Consider the following 19,939-nt stretch of genomic DNA (forward strand, 5'->3'; position numbering starts at 1 on the left):
CCGGCTTTTCCACACAACGACAACCAACACGAGCGTAAGGACGGGACGGAAAATGACGGACAAGGCACTGAGCGGGGTCAGGATCGCGGTTCTCGCCACCGACATGGTGGAGACTCCCGAGCTGGTCGAGCCGTGGAACGCACTCAAGGCGGCCGGCGCGGACCTGGAACTGATCTCCAACAAGGGTGGCACGATCCAGCTCTTCAACCACTACGACAAGGGCGACACCTTCCCGGTGGACAAGCAGGTCGGTGAGGTCTCGGCGGCGGACTACGCGGCGCTGGTGCTGCCCGGCGGCGTCGGCAATCCGGACACGATGCGGACGAACCCGACGGCCGTCCAGTTCGTGCGGGACTTCTTCGACGCCGGCAAACCGGTCGCCGCGATCTGCCACGCCCTCTGGCTGCTGGCCGAGGCCGACGTCGCGCGGGGCCGGACGATGACGTCCTGGCCGTCACTGCGTACCGACATGGTCAACGCCGGCGCGACCTGGGTCGACCAGGAGGTCGTCGTCGACGACAACCTGGTGACGAGCCGGAAGCCCGACGACATTCCGGCCTTCAACCCGAAGGTGATCGAACTGTTCGCGGCACGAGCGCGCTGAGGGGCACTGCATGCTCATCATCACCGCGAGGTTCCGGGTACGGCCCGAGGACGCTCAGCAGTGGCCGGAGACGGTCGCCGACCTCACCCGCGCGACCCGTGCCGAGACCGGGTGTCTGTGGTTCGACTGGTCGCGCAGCGTCGACGACCCGAACGAGTACATCCTGATCGAGTCCTACCGGGACGAGGCGGCGGTGAACGCGCACCTTCGGTCGGACCACTTCCGGCAGGCTCAGCGGGATCTGCCGCCACGACTGGTCGAGACGGTGCAGACCGTCCGGGCGACCATCGCGCAGGACGGCTGGACACCGTTCCCGGACCTCGCCGTACCTGCCAACAGCTAGCGAACCGGGGCGGGGGCCAGATCGGCTCCCGCCCCGCCGTCGACGGTCACGCCGACACGAGGGGGACTCTTGACCAGGAACACGGCTGGCGGGGAGCACAAACCCGGGGAACTCCGCACGGTGCTGACCGTCGTGGTCGTCGGGATCGCGCTGGCCATGACGTTCGTGGCCTCGTACACCCTGGCACTGGACCGTCCGCCGCCGCGGCGCATCGCCGCGGCGCTCGTCGGTGGCGAGACGAGCGACGGAGCGATCGCCCAACAGCTGAAGTCGAGCATGCGTGGCGCGCTCGAATATCGCAGCTACCCAACCGCCGAAGCGGCCGAACACGCCATCGAGCAGCAGAAGGTCTACGCGGCCCTGATCGCCGAGCCGGGTAGGTCTCGGCTCCTCGTCGCCAGCGCCGCCGGCAACTCCCTCGCCCAGATGCTGCGCAACGCCGCTCTGAAGCTGGACGAGCAGGGCGGACGGAAACTGGTCGTCACCGACGTCCGGCCACTGCCCGACACCGACCGCTCCGGCCTTGCCGCCTTCTACGCGATGATCGCCGCCACCCTGCTCGGCTTCCTCACCGCCCTGCAACTGCGGATGAACGTCGGCCGACTACCGCTGCGGACCTGGCTCTCCATCATCGCCGGACTCGCCGTTATCGGCGGACTGGCGCTGGCGGTCATCGTGGGCCCGGTTCTCGGGGCGCTTCCCGCGTCCCTGCCGGCCCTGTGGGGCACACTGGCCGCCCAGATCGCCGTCACCGGTCTCTTCGGCACGCTGATGGTGATCCTCATCGGCCGCTGGGCGGTGGTGCCGACCTGGTTGATCTTCATCGCGATCGGCAACGCGGCGTCGGGCGGTGCCGTGGCGACCGCCCTGCTCCCGCAGCCGTACCGCACCATCAGCGACATCCACCCGAACGGGTGTGTCGTCGCGCTGCTGCAGACCACGTCGTACTTCCCCGAGGCGATCGGCGTACGACCCCTGCTCGTCGAGGCGGTGTGGCTGGTCGTCCTGCTCGGACTCGTCCTGCTCAGCGCCCGCTTGGTGCGCAACGGTCCGCGCTGGAAGTAGCGATCACACCGGAACGGGCGCGGCCCCGGTCCCGAGGAGGGACCGGGGCCGCGCCGCGTCGTCACTGGATGAAACTCCACAGCTGGTCGCGCTGGCCGGGGACGATGTCCCACTGCTCGACCCACTTGCCGTTCCAGGTGCCGTCCGACACCGGTCCCAGGTCGTCGCCGAGGATGTCCAGCGTCTTACCGGTCGCGTGGTTGCGGATGAACCACTTGCCGCCGCCCGCATCCTGCAGGTACCACTGCTGCGTCGGGTCGGCCGGGTTCAGCTTCACCTGGAGGACCTTCGCGCCGTCCCACGTTCCGCCGGACTCCAGGCCCAGAGCGTGACCGCTGAAGGTGTTCACGAAGACGATGTAGCCGGCGGCCGGGGCCGCCGTCACCTTCCAGTACTGATCGGCCTGGTCCCTCTTCAGCCAGAGCTGGACGTGCGCGCCGACACTCTTGTTGGTGTCCTGGTCCGGCAGCTCGGCCACCGAGTTCGTGTGGTCGTTCAGCAGCTTGTACTTCTGACCCACCCGAAGCCCCGCGATGGTCGCCGGTGGGGCCTGCGGATTGCCGGCGGCCGGGCTGGGCGAGGTGGTGGACGTGCCCTGGCCCTGGGACCCACCGCCGGCCGGGGGAACGGCGCCGGGGCTGGCACCCGTCGGCGTCGGCGTCATCGCCGGGCTCGGGCTCGGGCTCGCGGGCGTCGGTGAACTGTCGGGCTTGGCCGGGCCGCCGCCCAGCCGGGTGTCCTTCTCGTACGTGGAGACGTAGCGCGGCGTCATGTCGGCGAGCTGCGGAACGTTCGCCCTGGGCACCCCACCGGCCGCGCGGACCGCCATGTCGCCCCACTGGAAGGCGGCGAGAGCGAGCCGGTACGGCTCGGCGCCGTTCAGGTCGGTCAGCTGTGCGCCCAGGTCGCACATGGCCATGCCGAGCGCCGGAATGGCGTCGTTCGGGTTCCACACCGAGGCGGACGCCGTGGCACGGTACTGGCTCCACAGCTCCGGGCTGAACTGGGCGATGCCCTGGTTGCCCTCCGGCGACCGCAGGTTGGCGTCGAACTTCGACGCTGCCATGAGCTGCGCCGCCACCAGTGGTGGCGGGACGGCCGGGCACACCGAGCCGGCCTTGCGGATCGCGGCGACGTAGGCCTCCGGCACGGGGATCGGTGCCGACGGCGAGGACTGTGCGGCCTTGGCGTCGATGCGGAACGGCTGCTGGTCGGCGTACCAGCGCGCGTACGCCTCGAGGCGGTTGACGTAGACGCGGGCGGCGTCCGGAATGCCCTTGGCCCGGGTGACAGCCGTGAGTCCGCTCGTTTCGGCCGCCATGGCCAACGGCCACAGGTCACCGGTGAGCCCGGCGGCCCGCAGTCGGCCAGCGGTGTCGCAGGTGTGGTGGGCCAGGGCGTAGATGTTGGCCTCACTGTCGGCCCGGTTTGCGGTCTTCGTCGGGCGCCAGAGCTTCCAGTCGTCGTCGTCGAGACCGGCGACGCCCCGGCTGTCGCCCGTGTTGAAGCCCGACGCCATCATGATCTGGGCGGACAGGCGGGACGGGTTCAACGTCGGGCACGACAGGGACGCCGCGACGATCGTCTCGGACAGCGCGGGCGGCACCGGCGTGCCGGCGACCGCCTCTGCGGCCACCGCTGCGGGACCGTCCCCCGCCATCGGCAGAACACCAGCCATGAGGGTAAGGACACCTAACCCGGCGATCGCCGCGTGCCGGCGGCGGAGTCGGGGCAACTGCCATCGGTTGGGTCGAGGACTTCGGCTGAACGGAGTCACTGCTACACACCTTCACGCCACGGTGGTACGGGTCGACGAGGTAACGGCCCGACACTGATGCCGGTTCACGCTTTCGCTTCGTCGCCGAAGAAAATTCGTCGACATCGTGAACCGGTGGATGGCCCACCTCGTCTGGCTGGCGTGGTCGACCGGCGTGCCGGTCGGGCGGCCGCGCGGAGAAGTCCGGGGCGACGACGAAGGTGAATCCATGTCCTGCAACACCCGCTCGGCCGGACGCGTCAGCCTGGTCGCCGCGATGGTCCTGGCGCTGCTCGGCCTCACCGCGCAGGCGGCGTCCGCCGTCGCCGAGGACGTCAAGTACTACACGGTGACCACGTCGTACGCCGGGAAGCCGGAGAACCTGACGGAGGTCGCCGACCGGTTCCTGGGCAGTGGCTCCCGATCGTCGGAGATCTTCAACCTGAACGCCGGCCGGAAGCAACCCGACGGCCAGGCCCTGACCGATCCGGCGAAGCTCAACCCGGGTTGGATGTTGATCCTGCCGTGGGACGCGGTCGGTGCCGGCGTGCAGCACGGAGCCCTCGGGGACAAGTCACCCACCACCGTGCCGTCGCCCGGTCCGAGGCCGCAGTCGTCGCCGTCCCCCGGCGCGACGAAGCCCGGCAAGGGCACGACACCGCCGGGTCCGACCACGAAGCCCGGCAAGACCACCAAGCCGGGTACGAAACCGAAGCCGGGCCAGTGCGCGACCGCCTCGACGTCCTCTTCCAAGTCGAACTGGGCCACCCTCCGACTCGCACCCGACCAGGCGTGGCCCACGAGTAAGGGCAACGGTCAGCTGGTCGCCGTGGTCGACTCCGGCGTCGACGGCAGCCTCCCGCAGGTGGCCGGCCACGTCTCGGAGGGGATGGACATCATCGCCGGCTCGGGTCGGGGCGACACCGACTGCCTGGGGACCGGCACCGGGATGGCGGGGCTCATCGTGAGCCAGGACCGGGGGTCGAGCGGTATCGCTCCCGATGCCACCGTCATGCCCGTCCGGATCACCGACGCCGCCGGCAAGGCCCGCGCCGAGGACAGCGCGTCGGCGATCACGGCGGCCGCCGAGGCGGGCGCGACGGTGATCGCGCTCGGGTCACACGTGGACACCAACGACCCCGGCGTCATCGCGGCGGTCAACGGCGCGGTGGGCAAGGACGTCGTCGTGGTGGCGTGCTCCCCGTTGTCCTCCGTGGTGGTGGCACAGGACGCCAGGACAAGCCCGGGCCTGCTGCGGGTCGGCGGCATCGGCATGGACGGGCAGTGGGCGGCGGACTACCACCTCGGCGGTATCGACGTGGTGGCGCCCGGTGTCAACATCACCGAACTCGGCATCACCGGCACCGGTTCGTCGGCACGGTCGGGCACCCAGTACGCGGTGGCGTTCGTGGCCGGTGCCGCGGCGCTGGTACGGGCCGCGTACCCGGATCTGACGGCGCAGCAGGTGGCCCACCGGATCGAGGCGACGGCGCAGAAGATGGGCAGCGGCAAGGTGCCGGACGCCCGGTACGGCTACGGCCTGATCGACCTGGCGGCGTCGGTGACCACACGGCTCCCGGAGGAGGTCACCAAGGCCAAGGTCGGCGGCATGCCGGTGAGCGGCGGTGGGATGACCGATGGCCGTACCACGCTGCTCGTGATCGTGACCCTCCTGGCGCTCGTCGCGGCGGTGATGCTGGTCCTGCGCGTGCGGCGGTTGCTGCGTGAAGACCGCGCCCAGGACGAGGATTCCTTCACCGAACCCAGCCCGGCACGAGGCTGATCCGAGGGTCGGACGTCCCCCTCGGGACACGACGGACGTCCCCTTTCGGGGACGTCCGTCGGTGCGCGGCAACGTCATGACAGGTGTGGTGATCGCTGGCATGGTGGCCGGGTGCCACATATGTCCTCAGGTCTTCGTGGCCCGGACGAACCCGAGGCCGCCCAGATCGTCCCGTACCAGTCGGCGGCCGCGACCGATGAGAGCGACGAGGAAGCGCTGCGACACCTGGAGCAGGTCCACGGACCGGTGCTGCTCAGCTTCCTGACCCGACTGACGCGCGGCGACGTCCACCGAGCCCAGGACATCGTCCAGGAGGTGCTGCTCAGAGCATGGCGGCACCCGGGTGCCCGCAACGCGGACGGGCGCTGGAGCCGGGGTTGGCTCCTCACCGTGGCCAAGCGCATCTTCATCGACCAGCTTCGCGCCGCGAACGTGCGCCCCGACGAGCGTTCCGACGAGTTCATCGACACGCACGCGGGCGCGGGCGACGCTTTCGAGCGAATGATCGACGCGCAGGAGGTGCGCGCGGCCCTCAACTCACTTCCGGAGCGGCTGCGCGTCACGCTCGTCGAGGTGTACTTCCAGGAACGGTCCGTGGCCGAGGTCGCCGAACTGCTGGCCGTCCCGCCGGGCACCGTGAAGTCGCGGAGCTTCTACGGGCTCAAGGCGCTCCGTGAGGCGCTCATCGCCCGAGGATTCGTGTTCCGGCCTCCGACGAAAGAACGAATGTCCGACGAACCGTGAACCGCCGCCGTCGCCGCGCCGTCTGGTGAGCGCCGTCTCCTTCCGGACGTTCTAGCCGCAAAGAGTGGATCATGAAAAAGCGTACAAAGCTGCGGCGCGTGTGGCACCGCCTCCTGGCGACCAGACGCGGACGTGCCGAAATGGGTGCCTTCGGGCTCTCCGTGAGTTCCGAGGACAAGGTGTGGAAGAGCGCTTTCCCGCGGCCCGGCTACGTCACCGACGCGTACGAAGGGCTGAAAACTTCGCCCGCCGAGGGTGCCCCGCCGCGACGGGTCGCTGCGCGCCCGGACCGGCAGTGGAGCCGCAGGGACGTCAGCGGCGGCACGGTCTGGATCGCCAACCGGAACTCTGGCATGGTCCTGGAGATCGACGGGGCAGACCAGGTCCCGGGCAAGCCGACGGCACAGCAGGACCAGAGGCGGCTGCTCGGGTCCTGAGACGGGAAGCTGGGCGGAGAAGAGGGGCGGAGAGCGTGCGGGGCGCTCATATCGGGGAGGAGCAGCTCGTCCTCCACTACCTGGGTGCGCTCGACCCTGCTCGGAGTGATCTGATCCACTGCCACCTCCTGGTGTGCGCGTGCTGCCAGGCCCATGCCGACGAGATCGTCGAGACGGTCGCGGCGCTGGCCCTGCTCGGCGAGCCTGATGAGGCAGTTGCCGGCGGCGAGGATGTCGACCCGTCGACCCGGCCGGGTGAACGATGAGCGGCGGAGCTGGCAACCCGCACGTCACCGAACTGCTCACCCCGTACTACCTCGACGTGCTCGACCGCGTGGAGGGAACGCTGGTGACGGCGCACCTCGACGACTGTGCCGACTGCCGGGACGCCGCCGTGGCCGTGATCGAGACGATCGCGGTGCTGGCACTGCTGCCGGAGAAGGATCGGGAGGAGCTGCTCGACAGCTTCGGGGCGCTGAACCGCACCGGCCCACCCCCGGCCCGGTTCGTCGAGTTCCTCGCGCACCAACCGGAGCCGGAGCCCACACCGGGTCTGCGGCGTCGACTCCGGGACCGGGCCGGACCCGTGGCGTCCAGGGTCAGCAGGTCCAGGGCTGCCAGCCCCGAAGCCGCCGCGTCCATGGCCGCCGAGTCCCCGGGCGACAGGCCTGCGGCCGTCGGCTCCGGAGTCGCCAGGTCCGACAGCCGCCCGCCCGAGCCGCAGCCGCCCGCTCCGGTGGACCCGCCACCGGTCAACCAGCCGCTGGTCGCGCGCCCGCGCACCACGTCACCGCCCGCGCCGAAAGACACCACCTCGGCGTCGGCAGCGGCCCCACCGGTGGGCCCTCCGGCCCCGCCGTCCGCTCGGCCGCCGTCCGCTCGGCCGCCGTCCGCGACGCCGTCCGCTCGGCCGCCGTCCGCGACGCCGTCCGCTCGGCCGCCGTCCGCGACGCCGTCCGCGACGCCGTCCGCGACGCCGTCCCCGGCGCCGGTCGCCCCGGCCGCCACTCCGGCCCAGGCCGTACCGATTGCGGCTGCGCCCGCCCCCGATGCCCCGGCCGCGCCAGCCTCGGCCGTGCCGTCCCCTGCTGTGTCAGCCACTGCAGTGCCAGATGCGGCTGCGCCAGCGTCCGCCCCCGGTGGTGCTCCGGACGCGCCGGTCTCCACCGTGTCCGCGCCGGTCCCGGCTGTGTCCGCCCCGGGCCCGACCGCCCCAGCGCCGGTCGCGGCTGTGCCGGTTCGGGATGTGCCCGGCCCGGTCCCGGCTGTGCCGGTCCGGGGGGTGCCGGCACCGGACCCGGTGCCTCGCGTCGCGCCCGGGCCGGCCGCGCGTCTGCCGGTCCTGCCCGGATCGACCCGACGGCCGTCCGAGGCGCTCTCCTCCGAGCCGATCCTCCCCACCGCCGAACGCCCGCGTCCGACCCGGTCGGCCGATCGGGAGGAGCGCGGCCACGGGAAGGCCGGACCGCTGCGCAGCCAAGGACCGGCGGTCGCGGCCGTCTCCACCGCTCCGGCGGTGGTACGAAACGACCGCAGCCGTCCCGGCGGGGAGGCCCACGCGGGTCGGGCCGGTGCCCCGAGACGGCGTCGACGCGGTGCGGTGGTGCGTGCCGGTCTGCTGCTCACGACCGCGCTCGCGGTGGCCGGCCTGGCCATCGGGGCCCTGGTGCAGCACGTCGGTCGGGTCACGCCACCGCTCGCGGTGACCGTGACCGCCGTAGCGGCCGACTCGGCGACGGGCGCTTCGCTGTCCGTGGTGGCCACCGGGCAGGGTGACGGCGTGGACGTGCGGGCCGCCGTCGACGGGCTCGACAAGGGCGTCGGCTACCGCCTGATGGCGGCCACGTCGGACGGCCATGTCTGGCGCGTACTCAGCTGGGAGGCCGACGACACGACGCAGAACGTCAGCGGTCACCTGGCGGTGCCGCTGAAGTCGGTGGCATCGTTCACCGTGGCCCGGGCCGGCGGCGGCGCGGTCGTCACCGCGGATGTTCCGCCGAGCTGACTAGGACCAGGTCAGCGCGGGTGCCTCGCGCCGCAGGACGGGTAGCACCTCCTCGCCGAGGATGTCGAGCTGCTCCAGGACGACCCGCAGGGGCAGCCCCGCGTGATCGATGAGGAACAGTTGACGCTGGTAGTCGCCGGCGTACTCGCGGAAGCCGAGCACCCGGTCGATGATCTGCTGGGGGCTGCCCACGGTGAGCGGGGTCGTCGCGGTGTACTCCTCCAGCGACGGACCCCCGCCGTAGACGGGTGACCTGTCGAAGTAGGGGCGGAACTCGTCGACCGCGTCCTGCGAGCGGCGACGGACGAAGACCTGGCCGCCGAGTCCGACCACCGCGGGGCCCTTACCGTGTACGGCGCTGCGCTCCCGGTAGTACGCGACGAGCCGACGGGTGTGCTCAGCCGGCCAGAAGATGTGGTTGGCGAAGAAGCCGTCGCCGTACCGGGCGGCCTGCTCGGCGGTCTCCTCGCTGGTGACCGCCGCGTGCCAGACGTACGGCGGGGTGCCGTCGAGCGGACGCGGCAGCGTGGTGTGACCGTGCAGCGGCGTCCGGAAGGTGCCGGACCAGTGCACGTCCTCGGTACGCCAGAGCTGGTGCAGCAGGGCGTAGTTCTCCGCCGCGAGGGCGTGTGAGTCGCGGATCTCCTGGCCGAACAACGGATAGGCCGAGCGGGAGGCGCCCCGGCCGACCATCACGTCGAGCCGGCCGGCGCAGAGGTGCTGCAACGTCGCGTAGTCCTCGGCCAGCCGAACGGGATCGTTCGTGGTGATCAGCGTGGTGGCCGTGGACAGCAGCAGCCGTGACGTCCGGGCCGCCACGTATCCGAGCAGCGCCACCGGTGACGAGGTCACGTACGCGCCGGTGTGGTGCTCGCCGACGGCGAAGACGTCGAATCCGGCTGCCTCGGCGTGCTCGGCGATGACAGCGACGGCTCGCAGCCGCTCGTGCTCACTGATCGTCCGCCCCTGCGTTGGTTCCGGGGTGAGGTCACCCACGCTGTACACACCGAACTGCATCCGACCTCCCGGTGACCGCGCCGACGACCCCTACAGAACGGGCTTCTGGGCCACCCGGTTCACCCGCCGAGCGTGGTCGCTCGCAAATTCACCACGAACTCGTGAACCGGGACGGTCGGCCACCCGTCTGGTGAACGGGAATCTTGGAGGTGACCGTGGCTGAGCCGTCCCGCGCCCCCACAGTGGTGATGCCGGAGCCGCAGGGTTCGGGGCCCGCAGCCGCGATCAGTTGGCGTCGGGAGTTCGTCCGCGCCTACGTGGAGCACGCCGGTGATCGCCCGGCCAGTGAACGACTCACCGTGCGCTGGCCAACTCTCGTGACCGTGTCCGCCCTGGTGTGTGTGGGCGCCCTGGTGGTCGGCATCTTCTGGAGTCTGGTCAAGCCGCTGGAGAAGAAACCTCCGGCCCAGGCCGCTCCACCCAACGGAGTGCTCGCCTCTGGCGCGCCCACCACCTGGAGCATGGTGGCCGGCTGGGACTGCGTCGCCGCGTCGGATCACGGATTCGAGGCGGCCGGTCGTACCGCGCAGTGGCGGACCGTCGGCACCGGTGGGTGGAACGGCGACAACTGCCACGGTACGTACGCGACGGTGCCGCCTCCGGCGACGAAGCAGACGAAGGCCGGCGTCGAGTCGGTCACGTGGTGGTTCGCGCCGCCGAAGGGCATGAACACCTGCGCCGTCTCGGTCTACGTACCCGAGGGGGACTACAACCCCGCCAACCGGGTCCGGTACGCGATGACGCCGGGGCGGGGCGGAACCCCGTACGCCAACTTCACCTTCGACCAGAAGGCACACGCCGGCACCTGGGCGCCGGCGGGCACGTTTCCGGTGCACCAGAACAAGATCGCGGTCGCTCTCGACCTGGCTGGCAGTGCCGGGGCCAAGGGCAGCCGGATCGCGCTCGCCCAGCTGAAGGTGGCCTGTGAGACCTGATACCGAAACCCTCGCGCCGATTCCGGCGACGGGCCGGGTGGAACGCGTGTCCACCAGGGGTTGGGGCCGGCACCGCACCATCGGGGCGGCGGTACGTGCCGCCCGGGAGGACACCGTCATCGTGGTGGCGCCGGGTGTCTACCGCGAACAGGTCGTCCTGGACCGCCCGATCACCCTCCTCGTCGAGGAGGAGGGCACCGCCGAGCTGACCGCCGCCGAGGGTCCGGCGCTCGTCGTCCGTGGGGGCGCGGCGACCGTACGCGGACTGACCGTCTCCGGCACCCGTGGGGGCCAGGTCGCGGTCAGCGTGACCGGCGGCTCGCTGACCCTGGAGGCGGCCATCGTCAGCGGCGGGACCGTCGAGATTTCCGGTGGAGCGGCGGCGTTGCTGCGGCAGTGCGCGGTGCAGGACGTCACCGGTACGGGCGTGACGGCGACGGACGGCGCGCGGCTCGGTGCCGTCGACGTACGGGTGGACCGCGTCGACGGGAACGGTGTGGTGCTGACCGGTTCGGCGCGCGGCGAACTGGTGGGCGTGCATCTCGACTCGATCACCGGAGCCGGACTGGTCGCCGGGGGCACCGCCACGGCCGTACTCGATCGGTGTGAGCTCGGCCGGATCGGTGCCGTCGGCGTCGCGATCACCGAGCAGGCAACGGCCCGCCTGACCGACTGCGTGTTGCAGGACATCGCGGCCGACGGTGTGCGGGTTACCGGCAGCGCGTCCTTCGACGCGGCCTGGTGGCCGGCGGTCAAGCCCGGCATGCTGGTCGGCGCGCAGGTGGGTGATCCCGGGAACGGTGGAGTCACCCTCCAGCGGTGCCGGATCAGCCGCACCGAGGCGGCGGGACTGCTCCTGGAGGGCTCTCCCGAGGTCCGCGTCGACGACACCGACGTGGAGCGGGCCGGGTCGGCGGGGATCCTCGCGACCGGGCAGAGCCGGCTCGCACTGCACGACGTCCGCGTGGCACACACCGGGCAGACCGCGCTCGCGGTCCGCGACGAGGCCGAGGTACGCGCCTTCTCCGGCGCTCTCACCGACTCGGCGGCGAACGGCGTCTTCGCGGCCGGTGGTCGGGTCCTGCTGCGGGACTGCGAGATCCGCGGCAGCGCTCTCACCGCGGTTCACCTGGTCGGTACGACCGAGGCCACGCTCGTCGACTGCGTGGTGGCGGGTACGCCGGAGATCGGTGTGCGGGCGGGTGAGCGGGTTCTGCTGCACGTGCGGGGCGGGGTCGTCGAGGGTGCCGAGCATCATGGGGTGCACGTCGACGGCGCGGCCGACGCAGTGCTGCGTGACGTGACCGTCACCGGCGGCACGATCGGCGTACACCTCGACACTCCGCACCGCCCGTTGGTGGAGGACTGCCGGGTCAGCGCGGCCGCGCAGACCGGCATCGAGGTGGCGGCGGGCTGCGCGCCGACGCTGATCCGGACCCGGGTCGACGGTTGCGGCGCGGCCGGTGTGTTCCTCGGCGAGGAGTCCCGCGCGGTGCTGGAGGGTTGCGAGATCACCGAGGTCGGCGGCAGTGGGCTGGCCGTCTGGGCGGCAGCGGCACCCGTCGTCCGCGACCTGCGGTTGAGTCACTGCAAGAAGAACGGTCTCTACTTCGGGCCGGACGCGCACGGACTCGTCGTCGACGCGGAGGTGTCGCACACCGCCTACCCGTCCGTGTACGTGGGCAGCGGCGCCGACCCGACACTGCTGCGCTGCCACGTGCACGACGCCGACGAGGACGTCAGCCAGGCCGAGGGCGGCCAGGCGACCTTCCAGGAGTGCTGGAGTACCGACGTCGGCAGCGCCACCTGGGGATCCACCCCGGCCGAGCGTTCCGCCCTGGCCGTGCCGGCGCTGGCGGCAGGCGGTCAGCGCAGGGCCGTCGGGAAAGTCAATCCGGTCGCCTCGGAGGCGGACCTCGATGCCCTGCTCGCGCAACTCGCCGCCCTGGTCGGTCTCACCGGCGTCAAGAAGGACGTCAAGACCATGGTCAAGCTGATGCAGATGGTCCAGCGGCGACGCGCCGCCGGGCTGTCGCCGCCGCCGATGTCCCGCCACCTGATCTTCGCCGGCAACCCGGGCACCGGAAAGACCACCGTCGCCCGCCTCTACGGCCAACTGCTGGCGGCCATGGGCATGCTCGCCAGCGGGCACCTGGTCGAGGTCGACCGCGGCCAACTGGTGGGCGAGTACGTCGGGCACACGGCGCCCAAGACGGAGGCCGCCTTCCGGCGCGCGTTCGGTGGCGTGCTCTTCATCGACGAGGCGTACGCGCTCGTGCCCGAGGGCCAGGGTTCCGACTTCGGCCAGGAGGCGATCTCGACGCTGGTCAAGCTCATGGAGGACCACCGCGCCGAGGTGGTGGTCATCGTGGCCGGCTACCCCGACCAGATGCGGCACTTCATCGCCGCCAACCCGGGCCTGTCGTCGCGGTTCTCGCGCACGTTGACGTTCGACGACTACACCTCGGACGAACTGGTCGAGATCGTCGAGGTGCAGGCCGGAGAGCACGACTACCGACTGTCGCCGGCCGCCCAGTCGGCGTTGCGGTCCTTCTTCGGGGCCACCGGGCGGGGTGAGGGCTTCGGCAACGGGCGGTTCGCGCGCAAGGTGTTCCAGCAGATGACCGAGCAACACGCCGCCCGCGTGTTCGAGCTGATCAACCCGACCGACGAACACCTCAGCACGCTGGAGGCGGACGACCTTGCCGGCATCGACGTCGACTTCCGGGAGTGACCTCGGGTGACCAAACTCGCCTTCCACCGCCCGGCGCGGGTCCTGCAACCCGAACTGCCGAACGACACCGTCGTACTGCCCACCCCGCCCGAGCCGCCCACCGAGAACCCGTCGAACACGGCGTGGAGCCTCGTCCTGCCGCTGCTGTCCAGCGTCGGCATGGCCGCGTACATGGTCACGTTCGGGCGACCCGCGCTGATCATCATCGGTGTGCTCTTCTTCGTGACGTCCGTCGGCGCGGTCATCGCCATGCGGATGCAGCAGCGCAGCGTGGCCGGCAAGACCACCCGGCGCCAGCGGCTGCGCTACCGGGGCCACCTCAAACTGTCCCGGGACAGCGCCCGGCAGGTGGCCGCCGCGCAGCGCACGGTGGCGGCGTTCGGCAATCCTGAGCCGGCCCGGCTCTGGTCGATCGCCACCACCCGACAGCGGATCTGGGAGCGCCGCCAGCAGGATGACGACTTCCTGCGTACGCGGCTCGGCTGCGGTTCGGTGCGGCTCGCCACGCCCTTGCAGATGGACGCCAAGATGGACCCGCTGGCCGACTACGACTGGGAGTCGGCGCAGGCGGCGCGCACCCTCATCGACCAGATGGGGCGGGTGGAACGCCAGCCGATGGTGGTCGATGTCGGCAAGGCCGGGGTGATCAGCCTCGTCGGTGGCGCCGCCCGCACCGAACCCCTACTGCGTGCTCTGCTCTGCCAGGTGGCCGTGCTGCACGCCCCCGACGACGTGACCATCGCCGTCGAGACGTCCGGCGCGCCCCGCTGGGACTGGGCCAAGTGGCTGCCGCACACGTTCGAGCCGAAGACCCGCGGTGAGGCGGGCACCGTGTCGCTGATCGCCCCCGACCCCGAGCTGCTGGGCCCGTACCTCACCCAGGAGCTGGCCCAGCGGATCGAGGCCCAGACCGCCCGCAGGTCCCAACTGGCCGCCGAGCGCGGCAGCGCGCCTCGGCAGCGCCGGCTCATCGTGGTGTTCACCGGATTCGCACCCGTCTCCGAGTGGGGACGCTCGGAGCTGATGAACGCGCTGCTACTGGCGGCCGGGCCGGAGACCGGCCTCACGCTGATCTTCCTGGCGGACCGGGACGCCGACGAGCCCGGTCGCGTCGACCTGCGGGTACGTGTCGACGACAACGGTCACCTGGCCGTCGAGGGCCGGACCGAACTGGTCACCACGCCCGCGGTCGACTGCGTGCCGGACGCGGTGACCCCCGAGTTCGCCGAACTGATCGCCCGAGCGCTGGCCCCGCTGCGGCTGTCCGACGAGCGTGAACAGGTATTGACCCGGACCCGGTCGCTGACCGAGATGGTGCTCGGCGCAGACCCGGTGAGCGCGGACCTGACCGGTCGATGGGTCGCCCCGGGAGACCCCCGGATGCTGCGGGCGCCGATCGGCACCGACGGCGACGGTCGGACCGTCGTACTCGACATCAAGGAGTCGGCGCAGGGCGGGTCCGGTCCGCACGGCCTCATCGTGGGCGCGACCGGTTCCGGTAAGAGCGAGCTGCTGCGCACCCTGACCATGGGCCTTGCGCTGACCCACTCGCCGGAGCTGCTGAGCTTCGTACTCGTCGACTTCAAGGGCGGTGCCGCGTTCGCCCCGCTGGTCGGACTGCCACACGTCGCCGGGCTGATCACCAACCTGGCCGACGACGCCGCGATGATCGACCGGGTGCTCGCCGCGCTCATGGGCGAGCAGCAGCGACGTCAACGCATGCTGCGCGACGCGGGCAACGTGGACAGCATCCGCGAGTACCAGATGCGCCGTGCCAGCGGCGTCACCGACCCGCAGGGTCGACCCCTGGAGCCGCTGCCCTACCTGCTCATCGTCGTGGACGAGTTCGGTGAACTGCTCGCCGGGCGGCCCGACTTCACCGAACTGTTCGTCCAGATCGGGCGGGTCGGCCGGTCACTCGGCATGCACCTGCTGCTGGCCACCCAGCGACTGGAGGAGGGACGGCTGCGCGGGCTCGACTCGCACCTGTCGTACCGGATCTGCCTGCGCACCTTCAGCGCGGCCGAGTCGCGGACGGTGATCGGGACGCCGGACGCGTACAAGCTGCCGCCGATCCCGGGCTCCGCGTACCTGAAGGTCGACGAGTCCATCTACCAGCGGCTGCGGGTTGCCCACGTCTCCTCGCCGTTCGTCAGCCCCGAGGAGCGGGACGCGGCTGCCGGCCGTGGTCCGACGCTCGCACCGTTCGGTATCCGCACGGCGTCCGAGGTCATCGAGCGGGAGCCCGACGAGAACCAGGCCACCAACCGCAGCGGCCCCACCGAGTTGCAGATCATCGTCGAGCGGCTCAGCTCACTGACCGCGCCCGCCCACCAGGTGTGGCTGCCGCCGCTGCCGCCCGCACTCGCGCTCGACCACCTCATCGGCCGCCCCACCGACCAGCCGGACCGGGGGTACAGCGCGCGCATGTGGCCGCTGACCGGTCAACTCTCCATCGCGTTGGGCCTGCTCGACCTGCCGCTGAAGCAGGAACACGAAACGTTGCTCATGGACTTCGGCGGGGCGCACGGTCACCTCGCCGCCGTCGGCGCACCGCGTACCGGCCGCAGCACCCTGCTGCGCACGATCATGATGTCGACGATGCTCACCCACACCCCGGCCGAGGCGCAGTTCTACTGCATCGACTTCGGTGGCGGCACGCTGCATCCGTTCACGGCGGCGCCGCACGTCGGTTCGGTCGCCGGACGTACCGACCTCGAACTGGTGAGCCGCACCCTCGCCGAGATGCGGTCACTGATCGTCGAACGGGAGCGCCTGCTGCGCGAGCTGGGCGTCGACTCGATCGGGGACTTCCGGGAACGCCGCGCCGCCGGTGAACTGCCCGCCGGAGTACGCGGGGCCGACATCTTCCTGCTCATCGACAACTGGGGAGCGCTGCGCGCCGAGTTCGAGGGCGCCGAGCAGATCGTCACCGAGATCGCCGCCCGCGGCCTCGGCGCTGGTGTGCACGTCGTGCTCACCAGCGGCCGGTGGAACGACATCCGGCCGGCCCTGCGCGACAGCATCGGCACCCGCATCGAGCTGCGCCTCAACGATCCCACCGAATCCGAGGTCAACCGGCGGATGGCCGCCCGTGTGCCGTCCGGGACGGCCGGTCGCGGTCTCAGTGCTCCCGGCGCCTACTTCCAGATCGTGCTACCCCGTCTCGACGGGCAGGACACCGCCGAGGGCCTGCGCGAGGCCCAGGAGGAGACGATCGCAAAGATCACCGCAGGATGGACCGGCCGGGCCGCGCCCCCGGTCAAGCTGCTCCCCCACCGGGTGGAGGTGCGCGAGCTGGCCACCGACCCCGCCAGCACCGCCGTCCCCATCGGTCTCGCGGAGGACGACCTGGGAACCGTCACCCTCGACCTCCTGGGGGACAACCCCCACTTCCTGGTGTACGGCGACGCCGGATCCGGCAAGACCACCGTGCTCAAGACCTGGCTCAGCGGGCTCACCGAACGCTCCTCCCCCTACGACATGCGGGTCGTCCTCTTCGACTACCGGCACACCCTGCTCGACGTCGTACCCGAGGACTACCTCGGCGCGTACGCGGGCGACGCCACCACCGCGCAGGTCTACGTGCAGCAGGTCGTCGAGAAGCTCAAGGAACGCGTACCCCCGCCGGGTATCAGTCAGGCCCAACTGAAGGCCCGCGACTGGTGGGAGGGCACCGAGCTGTACGTCGTCGCCGACGACTACGACCTGCTCGCCGGCGCGTCCGGCCCGCTCAACCCGCTGGCCGCGTTCATACCGCAGGCTCGCGAGGTCGGCCTGCACGTCGTCCTGTCCCGGCGGGTCACCGGTATCTCCCGCACGATGGGCGATCCGCTCGCCGCCCGCATCCGCGACATGGGCGCCGGCGGACTGATCCTCTCCGGTGACCACCGCGAAGGGGTGGTGCTCGGCGACGAACGTGCCGCCCAGCGTCCGCCCGGCCGAGGCGTCCTGGTCGAGCGGGGACGTCCCCGCCGGCTCATCCAGGTCGCCACGAGCGTCTGACAACCCGTACCCGAAAGGCGTCTTCAATGGCGAACGAGCAGAGCCGCATCACGGTCGTGGGACAACTGCGCCGGGTCGACATCGCCGTGCCGTCCACCGCTCCCATCGGCGAGTACGCGCCACAGTTGGCAGAGCTGTGCGGGCAGGCCGAGCCGGACGTGATGCCGGCCGCCTGGTCGTTGGCCGGTGTCGACGGGCAGGCGTACCCGCTCGACGCGAGCCTCCAGGACCTTGGTGTGGTCGACGGGCAGGTGCTCTACCTGCGTGACGTCACCCGGGAACCCGGTGAGGCGCCCGTGGTCATGGACATCGACGAGGTCGTCGCCGACGAGGCGGCCGCCCAGCGCCGCACCCGGCCGAGCGGAGGCCCGGTGGTGCTCGCCTTCGGCCTCGCGTGGCTCGCCGCCGCAGCGGTCCTCGTCGGTCGGGCAAGCGGACTGCGCGCCCCGACCGTCACGGTGATCGTCCTGGTCCTGATCGCGCTGGCGCTTCTCGGAGTCGCCTGGGGTCTACAACAGAAGCCCAGCACCATGCCCGAGGCGTTCGTCCACCTCGTGGTGCTCGGCACCCTGCCGTGCCTGACCGTGGCCGGCCTGCTCGTCGGAGGTGGCCTGGGCGGCCCGGACTACCGTTGGATCGGTGCCATCGCCGGCGCGAACCTTGCCGCGATCATGGGGCTGGCGCTCGTACCCAGCGTGGTCGTCGCCGCCGTCGAGGTCCAGTTGTTCGTGGCGGCCGTCGTCGCGCTGCTCCTCCTCGGCCTGGAGGCCGACCGGAACCAGGCCATGGCCCTCGTCGCCGCCGTGGCCGTGGCCATGCTCGCGGGTTCGCGCCGCACGTCGGCGATGCTGACGTCCTGGGGAGTACGCCGACCCCGTGGGCGCACCGCGGCTGCCGAAGCCACCACCCACCTCGTACGCGAGTCGAACCGTTTCCTGGCCGTCGTCGTGGCCGGGCCGACCGTCGCCCTGGCTCTCGCCCTGCCCCCGCTCGCGGTCTCCGGCGAAGGGTTCGCCGTCGCCACGGCGATCGTCATCAGCGCGGCCCTGCTCGCCCGCGCCTGGCAGGCCGCCGTCACCAGTGAACTGCTCGCCGCCGCCGGTGCGGGTCTCATCGGACTGTTCGCGCTGATCGTGGGTGTGAGCCGGGCCGGCGCTGCCGACGTACTCGTCGCGGCCCTGCTGCTCGTCGCCGGCCTGCTCGTCGTCGGCGTCGGTGTGGCGATGGCCTACCTGATTCCCCCGAAGGATGATCAGACCGACGCGGCGACGGTGGCGCGGGCACCGCGCAAACGCAGCCGCGCCGAGGCCGTCGGCGTCGTCACCGGGCTCGCCATCGCGCCGCTGACGCTGGGCGTGCTGGGCGTGTTCGAGCACCTGGTCGCGGTCGGCCGCGCACTGTTCTGAGGTCAGGCCGCGGGGTTGCGGCGGGTACGGGACAGGTGGCCCATCTCGATGGCCATCCGGGTCAGCTCGGCCTTGTTGCTCACGTTCAACTTGGCGCGGATACGCTTCGCGTAGGTGTTGACCGTGGCCTGCGACAGGCCCATCCGGGTGGCGATCTGCGCGTGGGTGAAGCCCGAGGCGATCCACCGCAGCGTCTCCACCTCCCGTGGCGCCAGCCCGCTACGGTCCTCGTCGCCGCGGCTGTTCAGCTCCATCTGGAACTGACCGATCATGCGCGGACACAGGTAGAAACCCTGCTGAGCGGTCACCCGAATGGCCTCGCGCACGTCACGCTGCTCCGCCTGCCGGCTGATGCAACCGCGCGCCCCCGCGCGGATGGTCGCCAACAGCGACGGGGAGCCCTCCCACACCGAACTCACCAGTGGCGCCCCGATCGACGTCAGCTTGGCCACGTCGTCAAGCGTGGAAGCGGTCACCTGCGGCAAATCGAGCGCGACGACGTCGTACGACCCGCCGCGGTTGTACAGGTCCCGCAGGGAGCCAACTGCCGCCGCCACCCGCAGCCCCGGGTCGTCCGAGGTCAGCTTCTCGATGCCGGCGCGTGCGATGGGCTGTGCAGCGACGATCGCGACTGAATACACGAGTACCTCCAGGGCCTCAACCCGGGCGGACCGGGGTGAACGGCTCCTAGAACGTGTCGCCCACGGCACCGGTTCACGGACGGTCGGATTTCCCCGGAGATCTCACGCACGTCCCTGAACGGAGGATTTCCAGCGCTCCCATGCTCGCTCCTAGCCTCAGAGGGGACTGCCATCCGACGCCCCGACCAGGAGGCCGAGTGCTGACCGACAAGCTCTCTGACGGGTCGGTTGTCTCGTACGACGATGACGGTCACGTCGCGTCGCAGGAGTTGCCGGACGGCACGGTGTTCAGTGCCTTCACCGATGATGGCCCGACGCATGTGGTGCTGCCCAATGGGCGTGGGGTCGCGTCGATCGCGTATGCGGGTGATGGCAGTACGTGGTCGTTCGACGATGGCTCGAAGGTGTCGTACGACGGTTCGAGTCATGTGACGTTGCAGGTGTCGGCTGATGGCACGGTGTTC

At 71.2% G+C, this 19,939-nt stretch carries 16 protein-coding genes; 13 read left to right on the top strand and 3 right to left on the bottom strand.

Translation table 11 applies throughout. The features are described 5' to 3' along the window. Positions 1–52 precede the first annotated feature (52 nt). From ABZU91_RS16840 to ABZU91_RS16850, 3 genes are all read left to right on the top strand, one after another. Complete coding sequence (locus tag ABZU91_RS16840; protein WP_355240602.1) at positions 53–604, top strand: type 1 glutamine amidotransferase domain-containing protein; 552 nt, start codon at positions 53–55, stop codon at positions 602–604. Positions 605–614: 10 nt separating this feature from the next. Further along, positions 615–947, top strand: coding sequence for a putative quinol monooxygenase (locus tag ABZU91_RS16845; protein ID WP_355240605.1), 333 nt, complete (start codon positions 615–617; stop codon positions 945–947). A gap of 69 nt (positions 948–1,016) precedes the next feature. Further along, positions 1,017–2,012: a hypothetical protein gene (locus ABZU91_RS16850; RefSeq protein ID WP_355240608.1), complete on the top strand. Its 996-nt coding sequence runs from the start codon at positions 1,017–1,019 to the stop codon at positions 2,010–2,012. Positions 2,013–2,073: 61 nt separating this feature from the next. Here ABZU91_RS16850 and ABZU91_RS16855 read toward each other — a convergent pair whose 3' ends face one another. Next, positions 2,074–3,690, bottom strand: a complete 1,617-nt coding sequence (locus ABZU91_RS16855) for an RICIN domain-containing protein (protein WP_355240611.1) — start codon at positions 3,688–3,690, stop codon at positions 2,074–2,076. A 307-nt stretch (positions 3,691–3,997) separates the two neighbouring features. Here ABZU91_RS16855 and ABZU91_RS16860 point away from each other — a divergent pair, with 307 nt between their 5' ends. The 5 genes from ABZU91_RS16860 (at position 3,998) to ABZU91_RS16880 (ending at position 8,737) form a co-directional block, all read left to right on the top strand. Next, positions 3,998–5,551, top strand: coding sequence for a S8 family serine peptidase (locus ABZU91_RS16860; RefSeq protein ID WP_355240614.1), 1,554 nt, complete (start codon positions 3,998–4,000; stop codon positions 5,549–5,551). A 120-nt stretch (positions 5,552–5,671) separates the two neighbouring features. After that, complete coding sequence (locus ABZU91_RS16865) at positions 5,672–6,295, top strand: sigma-70 family RNA polymerase sigma factor (RefSeq protein WP_355240617.1); 624 nt, start codon at positions 5,672–5,674, stop codon at positions 6,293–6,295. Between the two features lie 71 nt (positions 6,296–6,366). Next, a complete protein-coding gene (locus ABZU91_RS16870) occupies positions 6,367–6,732 on the top strand; it encodes a hypothetical protein (RefSeq protein WP_355240620.1) in 366 nt (121 codons plus the stop codon). Between the two features lie 35 nt (positions 6,733–6,767). After that, positions 6,768–6,998, top strand: coding sequence for a hypothetical protein (locus ABZU91_RS16875; RefSeq protein WP_355240623.1), 231 nt, complete (start codon positions 6,768–6,770; stop codon positions 6,996–6,998). Beyond that, positions 6,995–8,737, top strand: a complete 1,743-nt coding sequence (locus ABZU91_RS16880) for a hypothetical protein (RefSeq protein WP_355240626.1) — start codon at positions 6,995–6,997, stop codon at positions 8,735–8,737. The genes ABZU91_RS16875 and ABZU91_RS16880 overlap by 4 nt, the downstream gene beginning before the upstream one ends. Here the strand turns inward: ABZU91_RS16880 and ABZU91_RS16885 are convergent, their stop codons facing one another. Beyond that, on the bottom strand, positions 8,738–9,754 hold the full coding sequence (locus ABZU91_RS16885; protein WP_355240629.1) for a CE1758 family FMN-dependent luciferase-like monooxygenase: 1,017 nt from the start codon (positions 9,752–9,754) through the stop codon (positions 8,738–8,740). Between the two features lie 155 nt (positions 9,755–9,909). Here ABZU91_RS16885 and ABZU91_RS16890 point away from each other — a divergent pair, with 155 nt between their 5' ends. The 4 genes from ABZU91_RS16890 to ABZU91_RS16905 are packed head-to-tail and all read left to right on the top strand — an operon-like array spanning position 9,910 to position 18,834. Continuing rightward, the gene (locus tag ABZU91_RS16890; RefSeq protein ID WP_355240632.1) at positions 9,910–10,689 is read left to right on the top strand and encodes a hypothetical protein; all 780 of its coding nucleotides are present in this window, start codon (positions 9,910–9,912) and stop codon (positions 10,687–10,689) included. Then, the gene (locus ABZU91_RS16895) at positions 10,679–13,423 is read left to right on the top strand and encodes a right-handed parallel beta-helix repeat-containing protein (protein WP_355240635.1); all 2,745 of its coding nucleotides are present in this window, start codon (positions 10,679–10,681) and stop codon (positions 13,421–13,423) included. The genes ABZU91_RS16890 and ABZU91_RS16895 overlap by 11 nt, the downstream gene beginning before the upstream one ends. Before the next feature lie 6 nt (positions 13,424–13,429). Next, positions 13,430–17,428 carry a type VII secretion protein EccCb gene (gene eccCb, locus ABZU91_RS16900; RefSeq protein ID WP_355240638.1) on the top strand — a complete coding sequence of 1,333 codons (3,999 nt, stop codon included), beginning with the start codon at positions 13,430–13,432 and terminating at the stop codon, positions 17,426–17,428. Positions 17,429–17,454: 26 nt separating this feature from the next. Then, positions 17,455–18,834, top strand: coding sequence for an EsaB/YukD family protein (locus tag ABZU91_RS16905; protein ID WP_355240641.1), 1,380 nt, complete (start codon positions 17,455–17,457; stop codon positions 18,832–18,834). A 2-nt stretch (positions 18,835–18,836) separates the two neighbouring features. Here the strand turns inward: ABZU91_RS16905 and ABZU91_RS16910 are convergent, their stop codons facing one another. Then, complete coding sequence (locus ABZU91_RS16910) at positions 18,837–19,475, bottom strand: response regulator transcription factor (protein ID WP_355240644.1); 639 nt, start codon at positions 19,473–19,475, stop codon at positions 18,837–18,839. A 197-nt stretch (positions 19,476–19,672) separates the two neighbouring features. Here ABZU91_RS16910 and ABZU91_RS16915 point away from each other — a divergent pair. Then, positions 19,673–19,939 (top strand): hypothetical protein (locus ABZU91_RS16915; RefSeq protein WP_355240647.1); only part of this gene is annotated, 267 nt, incomplete at its 3' end.

Source organism: Micromonospora sp. NPDC005174 (assembly GCF_040608495.1).
Lineage (GTDB): Bacteria > Actinomycetota > Actinomycetes > Mycobacteriales > Micromonosporaceae > Micromonospora.